At 41.5% G+C, this 14,125-nt stretch carries 15 protein-coding genes; 9 read left to right on the forward strand and 6 right to left on the reverse strand.

What is annotated here, in order from left to right; all coding sequences use genetic code 11:
- Positions 1-5: 5 nt before the first annotated feature.
- Positions 6-911, forward strand: coding sequence for a PorP/SprF family type IX secretion system membrane protein (locus tag V5739_RS02080; RefSeq protein WP_423819466.1), 906 nt, complete (start codon positions 6-8; stop codon positions 909-911).
- A gap of 85 nt (positions 912-996) precedes the next feature.
- The gene (locus tag V5739_RS02085; RefSeq protein WP_423819467.1) at positions 997-2,808 is read left to right on the forward strand and encodes an OmpA family protein; all 1,812 of its coding nucleotides are present in this window, start codon (positions 997-999) and stop codon (positions 2,806-2,808) included.
- Positions 2,809-3,181: 373 nt separating this feature from the next.
- Here V5739_RS02085 and V5739_RS02090 read toward each other — a convergent pair whose 3' ends face one another.
- The 5 genes from V5739_RS02090 to pyrR form a co-directional block, all read right to left on the reverse strand.
- On the reverse strand, positions 3,182-3,682 hold the full coding sequence (locus V5739_RS02090; protein WP_423819468.1) for a CAP domain-containing protein: 501 nt from the start codon (positions 3,680-3,682) through the stop codon (positions 3,182-3,184).
- A 174-nt stretch (positions 3,683-3,856) separates the two neighbouring features.
- Positions 3,857-4,765, reverse strand: a complete 909-nt coding sequence (locus V5739_RS02095) for a ribonuclease Z (protein ID WP_423819469.1) — start codon at positions 4,763-4,765, stop codon at positions 3,857-3,859.
- Positions 4,766-4,793: 28 nt separating this feature from the next.
- On the reverse strand, positions 4,794-5,126 hold the full coding sequence (locus tag V5739_RS02100; RefSeq protein WP_423819470.1) for a ribonuclease Z: 333 nt from the start codon (positions 5,124-5,126) through the stop codon (positions 4,794-4,796).
- A 2-nt stretch (positions 5,127-5,128) separates the two neighbouring features.
- A complete protein-coding gene (locus V5739_RS02105; RefSeq protein ID WP_423819471.1) occupies positions 5,129-6,055 on the reverse strand; it encodes an aspartate carbamoyltransferase catalytic subunit in 927 nt (308 codons plus the stop codon).
- 2 nt (positions 6,056-6,057) lie between these two features.
- Positions 6,058-6,600 (reverse strand): bifunctional pyr operon transcriptional regulator/uracil phosphoribosyltransferase PyrR, encoded by a 543-nt coding sequence (gene pyrR, locus V5739_RS02110; protein ID WP_266070632.1) that lies wholly within the window; start codon positions 6,598-6,600, stop codon positions 6,058-6,060.
- 159 nt (positions 6,601-6,759) lie between these two features.
- Between pyrR and V5739_RS02115 the strand changes: the two genes are divergently transcribed.
- The 3 genes from V5739_RS02115 (at position 6,760) to V5739_RS02125 (ending at position 10,582) form a co-directional block, all read left to right on the forward strand.
- Positions 6,760-8,628 carry a DUF389 domain-containing protein gene (locus V5739_RS02115; RefSeq protein ID WP_266070630.1) on the forward strand — a complete coding sequence of 623 codons (1,869 nt, stop codon included), beginning with the start codon at positions 6,760-6,762 and terminating at the stop codon, positions 8,626-8,628.
- 66 nt (positions 8,629-8,694) lie between these two features.
- The gene (locus tag V5739_RS02120; RefSeq protein WP_423819472.1) at positions 8,695-9,951 is read left to right on the forward strand and encodes a hypothetical protein; all 1,257 of its coding nucleotides are present in this window, start codon (positions 8,695-8,697) and stop codon (positions 9,949-9,951) included.
- 106 nt (positions 9,952-10,057) lie between these two features.
- Positions 10,058-10,582, forward strand: a complete 525-nt coding sequence (locus V5739_RS02125) for a hypothetical protein (RefSeq protein WP_423819473.1) — start codon at positions 10,058-10,060, stop codon at positions 10,580-10,582.
- On the opposite strand, the gene V5739_RS02130 is transcribed toward V5739_RS02125, so the two are convergent.
- Positions 10,583-11,347: a sterol desaturase family protein gene (locus tag V5739_RS02130; protein ID WP_423819474.1), complete on the reverse strand. Its 765-nt coding sequence runs from the start codon at positions 11,345-11,347 to the stop codon at positions 10,583-10,585.
- 132 nt (positions 11,348-11,479) lie between these two features.
- Here V5739_RS02130 and V5739_RS02135 point away from each other — a divergent pair, with 132 nt between their 5' ends.
- From V5739_RS02135 to V5739_RS02150, 4 genes are all read left to right on the forward strand, one after another.
- A complete protein-coding gene (locus tag V5739_RS02135) occupies positions 11,480-11,635 on the forward strand; it encodes a hypothetical protein (RefSeq protein ID WP_345598998.1) in 156 nt (51 codons plus the stop codon).
- A complete protein-coding gene (locus tag V5739_RS02140) occupies positions 11,632-12,009 on the forward strand; it encodes a methylglyoxal synthase (protein ID WP_345598999.1) in 378 nt (125 codons plus the stop codon). The genes V5739_RS02135 and V5739_RS02140 overlap by 4 nt, the downstream gene beginning before the upstream one ends.
- A gap of 151 nt (positions 12,010-12,160) precedes the next feature.
- Positions 12,161-13,648 carry an SDR family oxidoreductase gene (locus V5739_RS02145; RefSeq protein ID WP_423819475.1) on the forward strand — a complete coding sequence of 496 codons (1,488 nt, stop codon included), beginning with the start codon at positions 12,161-12,163 and terminating at the stop codon, positions 13,646-13,648.
- A 214-nt stretch (positions 13,649-13,862) separates the two neighbouring features.
- On the forward strand, positions 13,863-14,111 hold the full coding sequence (locus V5739_RS02150; RefSeq protein WP_266070623.1) for a YgaP family membrane protein: 249 nt from the start codon (positions 13,863-13,865) through the stop codon (positions 14,109-14,111).
- Positions 14,112-14,125: the final 14 nt, after the last annotated feature.

Below are 14,125 nucleotides of genomic sequence, written 5' to 3' on the forward strand. Positions count from 1 at the left end.
TGAACATGAAAAAATTCTACCCCGTCATAATTCTTCTACTTATTGGTGTATGTGCCAATGCACAGCAGCTGCCACAATTTACGCAGTATATGTACAACACTATTTCGATAAATCCTGCTTATGCTGGAAATAGAGATGCTCTCTCGGTAGTTGGGCTTCACAGGAGTCAGTGGTCAGGACTCGCTGGGGCACCGCAAACGCAGACCCTGTCTATCCACTCCCCTCTTCGCAACGAAAAAATTGGGCTTGGGGTTTCGGTGATCAACGACAAAGCCGGTTATGAGAATTACACTTATGCGTATGGAGATTTTTCCTATACCATTAATGTAAATGCTTTCACCACCCTTTCTTTTGGACTCAAAGCAGGAATGAGCTATTACAACCTAGATGAAGATTTGCTGCAAGATGTAGATGATCCATTTTTTAATGATGATGTATTTAACAGGTGGACACCCAATTTTGGAGCCGGGCTATTCCTCTCTTCTCAAGATTGGTATGTAGGGCTTTCTGCACCAAAGCTGCTAAATAATGATAATAACATAAAAAGCGAATATGTAGCCCTTGAACAGGTGCATTATTATTTAACCGGGGGGTATGTGTTTGATCTCAACGATAGCTGGAAGCTTCGCCCCAGTACCTTGCTAAAAGCAACAAATGGAGCCCCGCTCTCTGTAGATATTTCGAGTACATTCATTTATGACGAGAAAGTGTACCTGGGGGCAAATTACCGGCTGGATGATGCCATAGGTGGATTTGTTGATTTTCAAATCCTTCCTTCCTTTAGAGTTGGGTATGCCTATGAATACTCTGTTTCTGATCTACAGCCCTATACTTCAGGCACGCACGAGATCCTGTTGATATATGAATTCCGAAGACAAAACACCAAATATAGATCCCCAAGGTTCTTTTAATTAAACTACCAGGATGATGAAAAAAAACTACTGTTTACTCCTCCTTTTAATCTGTCAGTCCCTGTTCCTTTCGGCTCAGTCGGGCATGCAAAAAAAAGCAGATAGGTTATATGAAAGTTTCGCTTATGCGAAGGCCATAGATGTTTACAAAGATCTGCTGGAGAAGGACTATAAGGTTGAACACAACCAAAAGAAACTGGCCGATAGTTACTTTTTGTTGAGGGATCCGGAAAATGCAGCGCCACTATATGCCAAAGTCGTTGAGCAACCCGGCGTATCTCCCGAATATTACTACAAATATGCCCAGGCTTTACGCGGCGTGCGCCGTTATGATGAATCAAGGCAGTGGCTCAAAAAGTACCTTGAAGAGGGCAAAAATGAGAATTTGGTAGAAGACCTCCTTAACGAGGAGAAAATTGCAATTTACCCGGGACTGGAAACCTTCAGGCTTAAAAATGCCGATTTTAATTCGGAATTCAGTGATTTTGGTGCTTACAAAGGCAATGGGACTATCTATTTCACTTCGGCAAGGGCCAAAGGTGCTAAGAATCCGAAGATCTATGACTGGAACGGCGAACCTTTCCTTGATATTTACACGGTACCTTCCAAAAATGGCATTTTGGAATCGCTTTCCGGAGAAGTGAACAGCGTAAGGCATGAAGGTCCGCTGGTGATCTCCAAAGATGGAAAGACCATGTACTTTACGCGCAATAATTACATCAACAATAAAAACGGAAAAAAAGATAGCGAAGGTGTTAATCACCTTAAGATCTACAAAGCTTCTTTGATAAACGGGGAATGGACGAATATTGAAGAGCTTCCGTTTAATAACGACAATTATTCAGTGGGCCATCCGGCCCTTTCGAAAGACGGACAAACACTTTATTTTGCTTCGGAAGCTCCTGAAGGATTTGGAGGATCGGATCTTTATAAAGTCAGTGTCAAAAATGGCATTTTTGGAACCCCCGAAAATCTTGGAGAACAAATAAACACTCCCGGAAATGAGGTTTTCCCTTTTGCTGCTGAAGATGGCAAATTCTACTTTTCTTCTGACGGACATAAAGGCTATGGCCTACTGGACGTTTTTGTAGTAGATCTTCAAAATCAGGAAAAGATCTACAATCTGGGGGAACCCATCAACAGCAATCTCGATGATTTTTCTTTTACAATTTCTTCCGAAGATATTTCTGAAGGATTTGTGGCTTCCAACAGACCCGGCGGAAAGGGAAGTGATGACATTTACCAGCTGAGTATGTTGGCACCTTTAGTGCTTAAAGGAACCGTGACCGACTCTATAAATGGGAAACCTATTGCCGATGCGACCGTACGCTTAAAGGATGAAAACGAGCAACAAATAGCTTTTTTAAAGACTGACAGTGTTGGGTATTATGAATTGGAGATTCGCAGAGATGTAAAATATCCTATTGAAGCGAAACATATTAAATACGACCAAAAACTGGGTACAGTAAACACTTTTGAGATGGATGACCAAACCGAACTTGTTTACGATATCGAACTGTCGCCTGTTAATGATGTGGAATATTTAGCTGAGATCAACAAGATCTATTTCGATTTTGACAAGCACAATATTCGTCCAGATGCTGCCGCCGAACTGGATAAGCTGGTGAACCTGATGAAAAATGAATACCCTGAACTGGTAATTGAAATTGGCTCACATACAGACAGGAGAGGATCTCTTGAATATAACCGTCGCCTTGCAGAAAGAAGGGCCCAGTCTACATATGATTACCTGGTCCAACACGGTATAGCTCCCGAAAGAATTGTAACTTACAAAGGTTATGGAGAAGAGCAGCCAGAGATAGACTGTAATAATTGTAATGAAGTTCAACACCAATTGAATAGAAGATCCATTTTTAAAGTGGTTAAAATGGAATAGATCGCCCAAACTAACCAACCATTAAAGAGGCTGTCTTATAAGCTCCTAAAATGTTATTCTGAAAGTGATTTTTCAGATTCTTTTAAACCTGAACATCAGAAGTTAAAAGAACCAAAAGGATAACAAAAAGAGGCTTTTTGACAGCCTCTTTTCTTGTACTATACCTCCAGGAAATTGAGGTGGAATGCTACCCTCTTTAAAAAAAGTAAATGGCTTGTATGTGGCTTGAAAAGTAGAAGAAAAGGAAGCTTTGAATGATTACTTTGTGATAATCTTCACTAAGTCAGCCTAAAAAAGAGAGCCTGTCTTGAATAAATTTTAAGACAGGCTCTCCTAACCAACCGTAAATTATTTATGATATGAAATCTTAGTATTACTTTCTTACAAAAATATTGGTAAAATAGAATTTACCGTCTTTTCCTTCCTTTACCGAGATGCCAAAATGAGTGTGATCACCTTCAAGATTTTCACGATGGCCATCACTTTTGATCCATGCATTAACTACAGCTTCGGCAGTTCTATAACCAAACCCAACATTCTCACTCACAGCCTTGGCATTAACCGATTTAACAAGTGCCTGGTATCTGCTTCCGAAGAAATGATGACATACCTCATCATCTTCAATCATATGTTTATTGTGACCGGCAGCCTCGAGGGACCCTTCATCCAGGTATAATAAACTGTTCAATCCATTTTGTTCCCTGTAGGCATTGACCAGCTCGAGTACATTAAGTTCAATTGAGGAATATTTAACAGGAGCGAGTTTAGTGGTGAGGTTTGCCGATTCTACTTCATCTACACTTTCTTTGGAACAAGATGTAAGAGTAATCGCACAAATAGCCATTAACCATGTCAAGTAGGTTAAATTCTTCATAATGGTAGTCAGTAGATTTGGGATAGGAAAATTAAGAATTATTTTCGATTAACAAGCCATTTAATCGATGAACTACACACATTAAGGTAAATTTAACACAACAGGGTTCCAAACCCTACAAAAATAGCGCTAAAACTCTGAAGATAAAAGACATATTAGATCGATAAAATGCAGCTATTCAAAGCGAAGAACTTTGCCATCATCGGCAAGATGCACGCTGTCAAAAACCTCATTAGCTTCCTTTTTAAATGCCTCTATAGATTCATAACGGGTGGAATAATGACCCAGCACGAGGTGAGAAACCTTAGCCGCCCTGGCAATAGCAGCTGCTTCTCGTGCAGTAGAATGGCCCGTGGGCGCAGCAAGATATGCGTGCTCCTCTAGAAAAGTAGATTCGTGGTATAACACCGTAACATTTTCTAATTGCTCAGCCAGCGAGGGAGTATAGGAAGTATCACTGCAAAAGGCATAACTTTCGGGAGGTTCGGGATCTTCGGTCAACTCAACATTAGGGATAATCCTACCGTCTTCAAGAACAGCATCTTTTCCTTTTTTGATGCCTTTATAATAAGCTACATCAATATTATACTTCTCAACTTCTTCCATCAACAGCTTCCTGGGTTTTGGCTTTTTCCGAAAGAGGTACCCATTGGCATAAATGCGGTGATTTAAAGGAATAGTCTCTACAGTAACTTTACGGGTGTTGAGAATTACCTGAGGCCCGGTAGAAGATAATTCATAAAAATAAAGCGGATAGCCGGTCCAGGAGTTAGCATATTTAAGTTGCAGCAGCACGATCTCCTTTATGCCCTTGGGGCCGTAGATATGGAGTTCGGTCTTCCTGTTCAACAACATAAAAGTTGAAATTAGACCAATCAAACCATAAAAATGATCGCCGTGAAGATGGGAAATAAAAACGTGTTTAATCTTTCCGAACTTGATCTTGTGCCGGCGCAACTCCACCTGAGTACCTTCTCCGCAATCAATAAGAAAAACTTCATTGTTGATCTCCAACACCTGGGAGGTAGGATTTGTAAAAGTTCTTGGTGTAGCCGCATAACAGCCCAGCACGGTCAATTTCATGTCTCGGGGTCTTTAAAATTAAAAAGACCTAGAATCCCAGGTCTCTTTCAATCTCTTCCATTTGTATAATATCTTCGGCTTCTGTGAGGGTGGGCACTACCAGCAGTTCCTCGGGCACCTGGTCTATGTTAATCGTATCGTTTGCGATAACAAAAGACCTGTTTCCCTCTCTATGCCTATTTGAAAGCTCCAGGAACTTTAGGAGTTCATCAAGCCGCAGCTCCCCATATTTTAAGATATCTATCACCACATTGTCATCTTTAAACTTTGGATGAATACTTTCCAAAAATGCGGCAAACCGGGTCACATTATCTTTTTCGTCTTCAAATATTTTATAACTCTCCTTTTCTGTTATTTTCATAACTATTTAATTTGTGACGCAAGGAGATAGATCACTGCCATTCTAATAGCCACTCCATTTTGCACCTGATCAAGGATAATAGCCTGATCGGAATCTGCCACGTCACTGGTTATCTCCACTCCCCTGTTGATTGGGCCGGGATGCATTATCACGATCTTTTTACCAAGGGAATCGAGGAGTTCTTTATTTAATCCGAACAACTGCACGTATTCCCGGGTACTGGGGAAGTAGCTTATGTCCATTCTTTCATTTTGTACCCGCAGCATATTTGCCACGTCGCACCATTCGAGAGCCTTGCGCAGGTTTGGCTCCACCTCTACCCCTAACGAACTTATATATTTAGGAAGTAAGGTGTAAGGGCCGCAAACTTTTACCTGGGCACCTTGTAGTTTTAATGCCAGAATATTTGATAAGGCTACCCTGCTATGCAGAATATCACCTACTATCACAACTTTTTTACCCTGTACTTCGCCCAGCTTTTCACGAATGGAATAGCTATCCAGCAAAGCCTGGGTGGGATGTTCATGCGCTCCATCCCCGGCATTGATGATACTGGCATTTACATGTTTTGACAGAAAAATTCCTGCCCCGGGATTGGGGTGCCGCATCACTACCATGTCTACCTTCATAGACAGGATATTATTCACAGTATCTATAAGGGTTTCTCCTTTTTTTACTGAAGAAGAGGCCGCCGAGAAATTTACCACATCGGCACTCAGCCTTTTTTCGGCCAGCTCAAAAGAAAGCCGGGTTCGGGTACTATTCTCAAAAAATAAATTGGCTATGGTAATATCACGAAGGGAAGGTACTTTCTTGATGGGCCTGTTGATCACCTCCTTGAAATGATCGGCGGTTTCAAATATGAGGTCAATATCTTCTTTATTCAGGTATTTTATCCCCAGTAAATGCTTAACACTTAGTTCACTCATGTTTATAATTTACTAATAAGGTATACGGCATCTTCCCCTTCATTCTCTTTCCAGTTCACTTTAACTTTTTCCTCATTTATAGCATCTACCTGTCTCCCGTTATAATCGGGCTGAATGGGCAAATGCCTGCTAAACCTGCGGTCTATGAGCGTAAGAAGCTCAATTTCACGTGGCCTTCCAAAAGATTGCACCGCGGTAAGTGCCGCCCTAATGCTCCTTCCGGTATAAAGCACGTCATCCACAAAGATCACCCGCTTATCTTCTACTACAAAATCTATATGGGTTTTATTGGCCTCAAGAGGTTTATCGCTTCTTCTGAAATCATCCCGGTAAAAAGTGATATCCAGCTGCCCCATCTTAATCGTGGTAATACCATAGTCTTCCCTAAGGATCTTATAGATGCGGTTTGCGAGAAAAGCACCCCGTGGTTGTATACCAATGATCACCGAATCTTTGAAGGTATCGTGATTTTCAATCAACTGGCAGGCCAAACGTTGTAAAATGATGTTCATCTCTTTTGAAGCAAGCAACACTTTTTGGCTCATAATAACTGAAGTTAACATAACAAAAGTATGATTTTTTTTGTGAGAACTGCATCTGCAAGGATCAAATAAAATTTAGGCTACACCCATAAATAAAGAGTTTTTTATAATTTCCTTCTTCAGAAATAGGCAAATTAAAGTTTATCTTGCAGTAAAAATTTAATGCTCTACCTCTTACACGAATCCCAGGAAAAAGAATCTGTAGAGGAAAATATCCTCCCGGTTTTAAAGAACATTGAATATGAACCGGTGTCTTTTCCGCTGGACAAAGAATTCGATATTGACGCAGATTCATGCCTTCTCCTCTTTTTGCCCGATTCTGCATTGAGAGAGATCATTCCCGTGGCAGCAAAAAACAAATGGCCTATTGCCATCTTACCTCATCCCGAAAATAAATTCACCTCAAAAGGGCTGGGAGTTTCAGAAGATATTGAAGACGTGATCACTCAATTTACCGAGTGTGATAACCCTTATCATATTGACCTCCTGTTTTGTAACGACATACCGGTTTTTAGCTCCATAAATATTGGAGACATCTTTTTACTTTCCCAAAGGCACGGCAAAAAGAACTTTTTTCAGGAGGTGGTGAATATTATTCGGAATATTCGCAAAGCTTCCTCGCTTTCTCACCATTCCTATCAAATAAGTACAGACGGAGAAAAGGTAATTCACACCTCTGCTTTAGGAATTATTGTAGTAGAACATGCATCGAGTTCTCTAATTTCAAAACGCCTGCTTGAGGAAAGTTCTATAAACGACGGGGCTTTTCAGGCTTTCGTACTTGCACCGCAAAACCTTATGGTATTGTTGTGGTTCTTCCTTAGAAGCCTTGTGCCTAGCAAAAAGACGCTCACCAAGCTCCCTTCTTTCATCGGAAAAATAAAAACTTCAAACCTGCAGGTGGCCGGGAAAGAACCCGTTGATTACACCATTGATGGAGAGAAAAAACAAGCTGAAGAACTCAATATTGAAGTCCTTAAACAAACGCTTATTCTTAAACAGCAAAGTGTTTACAGTGATAAAACCGAAAAGGAAAACGGAAGAAAAAGTATAAAAATTGAAGGACTGCCAACAGGGGAAACCCGAAAGGAACTTATTAAAAGGAGCCTGCCAATCCTGCCCCGTGCCAGCACAGAGCAATTCCAGGACCTGTTTAAGGTACTTAGAAACAACTCGACAATAAGCACCTCTTTCATGGTGATGATGATCTTATCTACCCTTATTGCAACTTTTGGGCTTTTTGGGAATTCCTCACCGGTAATTATTGGCGCTATGATACTGGCACCGGTAATATCGCCTATTGTCTCTTTTTCTATGGGAATGGTGCGATATGATGTACCTATGTTAAAGGAAAGTTTTGTCACCATTACCGCCGGCACCCTGGTTTCGCTCGCTTTTGCCGCGGGGGTAAGTCTCGTGATCCCTCTTAAAGTACTCACCCCCGAAATTGAAGCCAGGCTCTCCCCTACTTTACTTGATATGGGGATTGCAGTATCATCGGGTATTGCGGCAGCTTATGCCCACGCCAATGAAGGCATTGCAAAAAGCCTGGCAGGAGTAGCCATTGCAGTTGCGTTAGTTCCGCCCCTTGCGGTAGCCGGGATTGGTATTGGCTGGTGGGATTGGGAAGTATTTTCGGGTGCAATTTTATTATATGCCACAAACCTTGCAGGCATTATATTGTTTGGGGGCCTCACTTTCCTATTTCTGGGCTTTGCCCCCTTTAAAAGGGCAAAAATGGGACTCGTTTATACCCTCGTTATCGTGGTTCTTGTGGCTGTTCCCCTCACCCTTTCTTTTGACAGGATTATGCAAGAGGCCAATATCACCCGTGCTCTTGAAGGCGCAACAATTCAGAATGTGGTTTTGAGAGATGTGCGCATAAGATTCGGTTCACCCATGGTAGTGTCACTGCGGCTGGTAGGCCCTCAAGATATTGCGCCTCAACGTATACAGGAAGTTAAAAAGGAAATTGAAAAGAAAATAGACCAGCCTGTAAGACTCGAGGTAGTTTCGGCCATGGAATTTTAATCTTTGATAATGAACTTAGCCACCAGTTGTGGTGGCATAAAACTTTCTTCACTGAAGAAAATTGAGATGAAAAAATTTTTACTTGCACTGCTAATTCTTCTCCTTGTATTTCTTGGCCTCACTTACTGGTCGATTTCAATAGGCCCTTCGGAATTATTCATTTCGAAAGTCATTCCATCCGAAGTTTCTTCGGGCAGGTTCCAGGATGGAGACAGGGTAACGGCAGTAGCGACTAATAGATACGAAGCTAACGCCATTAAGCGTTTTATGCAAGGCGATAACTACCGCGAGGCCTGGGAGGCCCCGGTACAGGCCGAAATTTTTCTTCTTGATTCTTTTACAATCCAGGAAGAAGGCGGCGGTAATCAAACAAAGTCTCTTAAAATTGTAGGTAAAGACGGCGCTCTTTACAGTCTACGCAGTATCAACAAAGATCCTTCCCCTTTAATTCCAGAAGTTGCAAAAACCCTTGGCCTCGAAAACATTGTGGTAGATGGTATTTCTGCGCAACATCCTTATGGAGCTGTTCTTGCAGCCGCTCTTGCCGATGCTGCCGGCATTCTTCATACCCACCCAAAAATTGTCTTTGTGCCACGGCACGATGCGATGGGAAAATATTCCGAAAAATACGGAAATCGCCTGTTCCTTCGCGAATTTGAAACCGAAGGTAAAGTCAATTGGACCTCTTATAATAACGTAGAGAAAATCGTGGAGACCGATGAACTCCAGGAAATGAAGATCAACCTGAAGGAGACTCTGCACATTGACCGCCAAAAACTGGTGCGGGCACGGCTTTTCGACCTCCTTATTGGTGATTGGGACCGGCATACAAAACAATGGGGTTGGGTGATACAACAACGGGGGCAAAACAAAGTGGCAATTCCGTTGCCAGGAGACAGGGATAATGCTTTTTTCAGGATTGATGGCGTTATTCCCACCATCCTTACCAATCACCTGGTACAGCCCATGGTGAGGCCTTTTCAGAAGGATATTGATCATATACCTGGGTTTGTTTATCCTTTTGATGTTTACTTCCTGAAAGATGTGCCCCGGCAGATTTTCATAGAGGAAGCACAATACCTGCAACAGCATTTAACAGACACTGAAATCAATAAAGCTCTTGAAGCCTGGCCTCAAAGCCTGGTGCAACTCAATGGGAATGAAATAGCTGCAAAACTGAGACATCGCCGGGATAAACTGCAGGAATATGCCATAGAATTTCATGAGGAGATCAATAAAAAAGAACCCATTTCAGGGCCGTTAAAGGGAAGTGAAGATGTAGAGCTACCTGCAAACTTGCAGGAGTGTTTTGAATGTAAATAGCCCGGTATTTAAATGTAAAATTTACAGTAAAAAAGCACTGAATATCTACCCCATCTTTTTTTAAATCAGTAAATTTATACTTCATATTTTTCTAAATTCTCTCCCCATGAAAAAGCTGATCCTTTTTCCGATCATGGCTTTATTTCTTTCATCATGTACAGCCGTAAAATTTGAAAGTCCACAACCATCTTCTGCTCCTTCAATTTCAGAATTTCCTTCAAAAATGCATGGCATATTTGTTTCAAATAATGAAGACACACTTTTTATTGAAAAGAATTATTTTCGATATTCAGGAGGTACAGAAGCAGGTGTTTACGGATACCTTTCTAAGCCACAAACTGTGCTAAAGAAAATGAATAACAGTTATATATTAAACCTTTATGATAAGGATAACTGGAATGTTTTTCCCTTTAAGGCTTCCAAGAATAAGATTGTTACCCACTGCGCCAATTTAACTTCAGAATCTGAACAACTCATAATGGAGGTACAGGAATCCAGACCTGTTAGAGAAATAACATCTGAAGATGGTAAATTCGAATACTATCTACTTGCACCAACAGATAAAGAGTTTCGGCAACTCCTGCGAAAAAACCTTTTTTCAGAAAAAAAGATTTTTAAGAGGTTAAAGTAATCAGGATTTCATTTTACGGCTTTCAGTAGCCATTATTTTATCCCAAAACGTGAAGTATAGGCCGTAATTGGTCATAAATTCTGTGTGGTGATGGTGGTGATGGGTGGCGCCAATAAATAGTTTCCCAAAACGGCTTTTTTGGAACCACAGCGGATAGATCTCTATATCAAGATGGTTCACTACACTACTTACCGTCATGACCAACAGGTAAAAACCCAAAACATAGATATTCACAGGTAAAAAGATAAGAATCAATGGCAGGATAAGTGCTTCGATCAAACTTTCCCATGGATGAAAGGAAAAAGCCGTCCATGGTGTAGGAATACGACTATCGTGATGTACCTTATGCACAATCCTGAAGACTTTGGGGTGATGCATCCAGCGGTGCACCCAGTAGTAATAGGTTTCATGAATGAGTAAAATAGCTAAAAGGCTCACCGGCAAATACCAGTAGCCATAAAGAGGGGGTTCCAGGTACACAGCGGTATGTCCCTTTAGCCACAGCCAGTAGGTAGCCGCCCCCACCAGGGCAAAAATTGCCGATGATTTTATGCTCCACACAATCTCCTTTTTCAACTGCTTTTTGTTAGCCAGCCTTTTACTTAACCTTCTTTCGTCATATTTCTTAAAATTTTTGACGTAATAATAGTAGTAAAAGACCCCTGCTGCCAAAAAATACCTGAAGAGGATTGCAAAAAAGAAGATTATGGTATAAACCAGGAGAATTCCGGGGGTAGTTGTTTCAGGTACAAGTATTTCAGTCATAGCCCTAAAATACTAATTACAATCTTAAATTCCTGTCAAAATATTCCGAAGCTATTTTTAAGTTTCCTGATATTTTCAGTAGTCCTTTGCTTAACCTTTATTCTTTAATTTTACATACATCAAGCACTAAAAATGGCAACATCAACCGAATTCCCTTCAGAATTCATTGCATATACCCGGAAAAACAACCAGCCAGAATATATATTTTATTCCGAAGGCATTAGCCAACCGGAATATGCTCATTATACCCTTGAATTTTTTATTGATAAAACTAAACCAACAACATGAAAACCATTGCATTAATTGCCCACAACAGCCGCAAAACCGACTTGCTTAACTGGGCCAAAGTACATCGTGAAGCACTCTTAAAATACAAACTCATAGGCACTTCCAACACTTCTAAACTGCTCAGCGATATGCTGGATATAAAAGTTACCGGTTTTGGCCACGGCCCCAGCGGCGGCGACATTCTCCTGGCAGCTAAAATACTTCAGGGGGAAGTGCACATGATCATCTTTTTCATTGATGCCGAAACTCCCCACGGTCACGAACATGACATCCAGACCCTCATAAGGACTGCAGTGATCAACAATATCCCAATCGCACTAAACCGGGCATCGGCCGATTTACTGATTCTTGACGAAAGAGATCAGGAAGAATAGATCTGCAAAAAATCAGGGAAGAAAAATGCCATTTTTGGCACCCACCGCTCGTTCTCTCCTGGTGCATGTAGGGCTGCTAAAGAATTGAAACAGATCTAAAAAGCGCTTTTGCTTATCTTTTCATATCTTCAGTAAAAATTAAGCTGAAGCTATGAAAATACTCCTTACCGGCGCCACAGGATATATTGGAAAGCGCCTCCTTCCTATACTGCTTTCCCGCGGCCACGAGGTGGTGTGTTGCGTTAGGGACAGGAACAGGTTTCCTACCGATGGGATATATGCACACGACAGGATCTCTCTGCTCGAAGTTGACTTCCTGAAGCCGCTGCCTTCATCTGAAGTTATTAAAGACATTGATGCCGCTTATTACCTCATCCATTCTATGAGTGCAGGTACCGGAGATTTTGCAGAAATGGAAGCTGCTTCGGCCCATAATTTTTTAAAGCTTGTGGAGCCAACTTCGGTAAAACAGATCATCTACCTCACCGGGATTAATAACGAAGAAGAACTTTCCAAACATCTTTCTTCCCGCCAAAATGTAGAAGAGATCCTTGGCAAAAGCAGCGTGCCACTCACAGCTCTTAAAGCCGGAATTATTGTGGGTTCGGGTAGTGCTTCCTTTGAGATCATGCGCGATTTGGTTGAAAAACTGCCGGTGATGATCACTCCCAAGTGGGTCACCACCAAGAGTCAGCCAATCGCTATAAGAAATGTACTCGAGTATTTAGAAGGGGTGCTTCTACGGGAAGACACCTTTAACAGGGCTTTTGACATTGGTGGGCCCGATGTGCTTACTTACAAAGAAATGATGCTGCAGTTTGCAGATGTAAGAGGTTTTAAACGCAAGATCATTACAGTTCCCGTAATGACTCCCCGGCTTTCCTCCTACTGGCTTTATTTTGTTACGTCAACTTCTTACAAGCTTGCCATAAACCTTGTAGACAGCATGAAAGTTGAGGTCATTGCGAAAGATAATGATCTTGAAAAAATGCTGGGAATAAAATCCATTCCGTATAAAGAGGCTGTAGCGCTGGCTTTCCAAAAAATTGAGCAAAACAGCGTTATCTCCAGCTGGAAAGATTCGCTGGCCTCCAGTTATTCAGATAATTCTTTACTGGAGCATATCAATGTACCTACCGATGGCTGCTTTAAAGATTACCGGGAAAAGAAGATCACAGGTGATCCAGATGCGGTTCTAAAAAATATTTGGGCGATTGGCGGAAAACGTGGCTGGTATTACGGCAGCAGGTTATGGAAAATAAGAGGCTTTATGGATAAAATGGTGGGTGGCGTAGGGCTTAGGCGCGGGCGCACGCATCCATACCATATCAATACGGGTGACACTTTAGATTTTTGGCGGGTACTGGCAGCCGATGAAAAGAACCGCCGCTTGTTGCTATATGCCGAAATGAAATTACCCGGCGAAGCATGGCTGGAGTTTAAGATCACTGAAAGAAATGGGGAACATTTTCTGCAACAAACCGCGACCTTTCGACCCCATGGCCTTGCGGGTCGCCTCTATTGGTACACCGTGCTTCCCTTCCACTTTTTTGTTTTTGAAGGCATGGCCGGCAACCTCGTGAAATTCATTGACAAAGACTTAGAGGAAAAAACAAAATATCCTGAACAAAATCTTTAGAAACCCAGTCGCTAAAATTTCTTTCTGAAATGCCATTTTAAAGATCTTTACTTCGGAAAAATTCAGCTCTAACTGAAGTCTTCTCTTTCAATTGAAAATTCACCTTCCCTGAAGTCTTTAAAATTCGGAATTCCCTCTGAACTTAGGTGCTCCAAAACTTGGAAAAGTAGCAGGTTTACGTTATCTTAAATAGAAAATTCAGAAAAAAAGAATTATGAAAGAAAATGTAGGTAAAAAAGATCAGCTCATTAGAAGTATTGCAGGCCCTGCCCTTATGGGAATAGGCTTTTTTGCCCTTGGCGGGAACAAGGGAAAACTTGCAGGTCTTGCGGCCATAGTTACAGGAACCCTGATTGCTGAAAGTTCCATCACCAGGGTATGCCCGGTAAACGAATTTCTTGGTGTTGACACCAGGGAGAAGAAAAAAAGTCCGATTAAAAAGATCAAAGAAGCCCTCGTTTAATTTAGCGGAGTTTT

Source organism: Salinimicrobium sp. TIG7-5_MAKvit (genome assembly GCF_049569215.1).
Classification (GTDB): Bacteria; Bacteroidota; Bacteroidia; order Flavobacteriales; family Flavobacteriaceae; genus Salinimicrobium; species Salinimicrobium profundisediminis.

Bases quoted from the DNA above. Each gene is read 5' to 3' on its own strand.
- V5739_RS02090 (WP_423819468.1), bottom strand. From the start codon at position 3,682: ATGAAGAATTTAACCTACTTGACATGGTTAATGGCTATTTGTGCGATT.
- V5739_RS02140 (WP_345598999.1), top strand. From the start codon at position 11,632: ATGAAAACCATTGCATTAATTGCCCACAACAGCCGCAAAACCGACTTG.
- V5739_RS02135 (WP_345598998.1), top strand. From the start codon at position 11,480: ATGGCAACATCAACCGAATTCCCTTCAGAATTCATTGCATATACCCGG.
- V5739_RS02120 (WP_423819472.1), top strand. From the start codon at position 8,695: ATGAAAAAATTTTTACTTGCACTGCTAATTCTTCTCCTTGTATTTCTT.
- V5739_RS02115 (WP_266070630.1), top strand. From the start codon at position 6,760: ATGCTCTACCTCTTACACGAATCCCAGGAAAAAGAATCTGTAGAGGAA.
- V5739_RS02125 (WP_423819473.1), top strand. From the start codon at position 10,058: ATGAAAAAGCTGATCCTTTTTCCGATCATGGCTTTATTTCTTTCATCA.
- V5739_RS02080 (WP_423819466.1), top strand. From the start codon at position 6: ATGAAAAAATTCTACCCCGTCATAATTCTTCTACTTATTGGTGTATGT.
- V5739_RS02150 (WP_266070623.1), top strand. From the start codon at position 13,863: ATGAAAGAAAATGTAGGTAAAAAAGATCAGCTCATTAGAAGTATTGCA.
- V5739_RS02145 (WP_423819475.1), top strand. From the start codon at position 12,161: ATGAAAATACTCCTTACCGGCGCCACAGGATATATTGGAAAGCGCCTC.
- V5739_RS02100 (WP_423819470.1), bottom strand. From the start codon at position 5,126: ATGAAAATAACAGAAAAGGAGAGTTATAAAATATTTGAAGACGAAAAA.
- V5739_RS02130 (WP_423819474.1), bottom strand. From the start codon at position 11,347: ATGACTGAAATACTTGTACCTGAAACAACTACCCCCGGAATTCTCCTG.
- V5739_RS02095 (WP_423819469.1), bottom strand. From the start codon at position 4,765: ATGAAATTGACCGTGCTGGGCTGTTATGCGGCTACACCAAGAACTTTT.
- pyrR (WP_266070632.1), bottom strand. From the start codon at position 6,600: ATGAGCCAAAAAGTGTTGCTTGCTTCAAAAGAGATGAACATCATTTTA.
- V5739_RS02105 (WP_423819471.1), bottom strand. From the start codon at position 6,055: ATGAGTGAACTAAGTGTTAAGCATTTACTGGGGATAAAATACCTGAAT.
- V5739_RS02085 (WP_423819467.1), top strand. From the start codon at position 997: ATGCAAAAAAAAGCAGATAGGTTATATGAAAGTTTCGCTTATGCGAAG.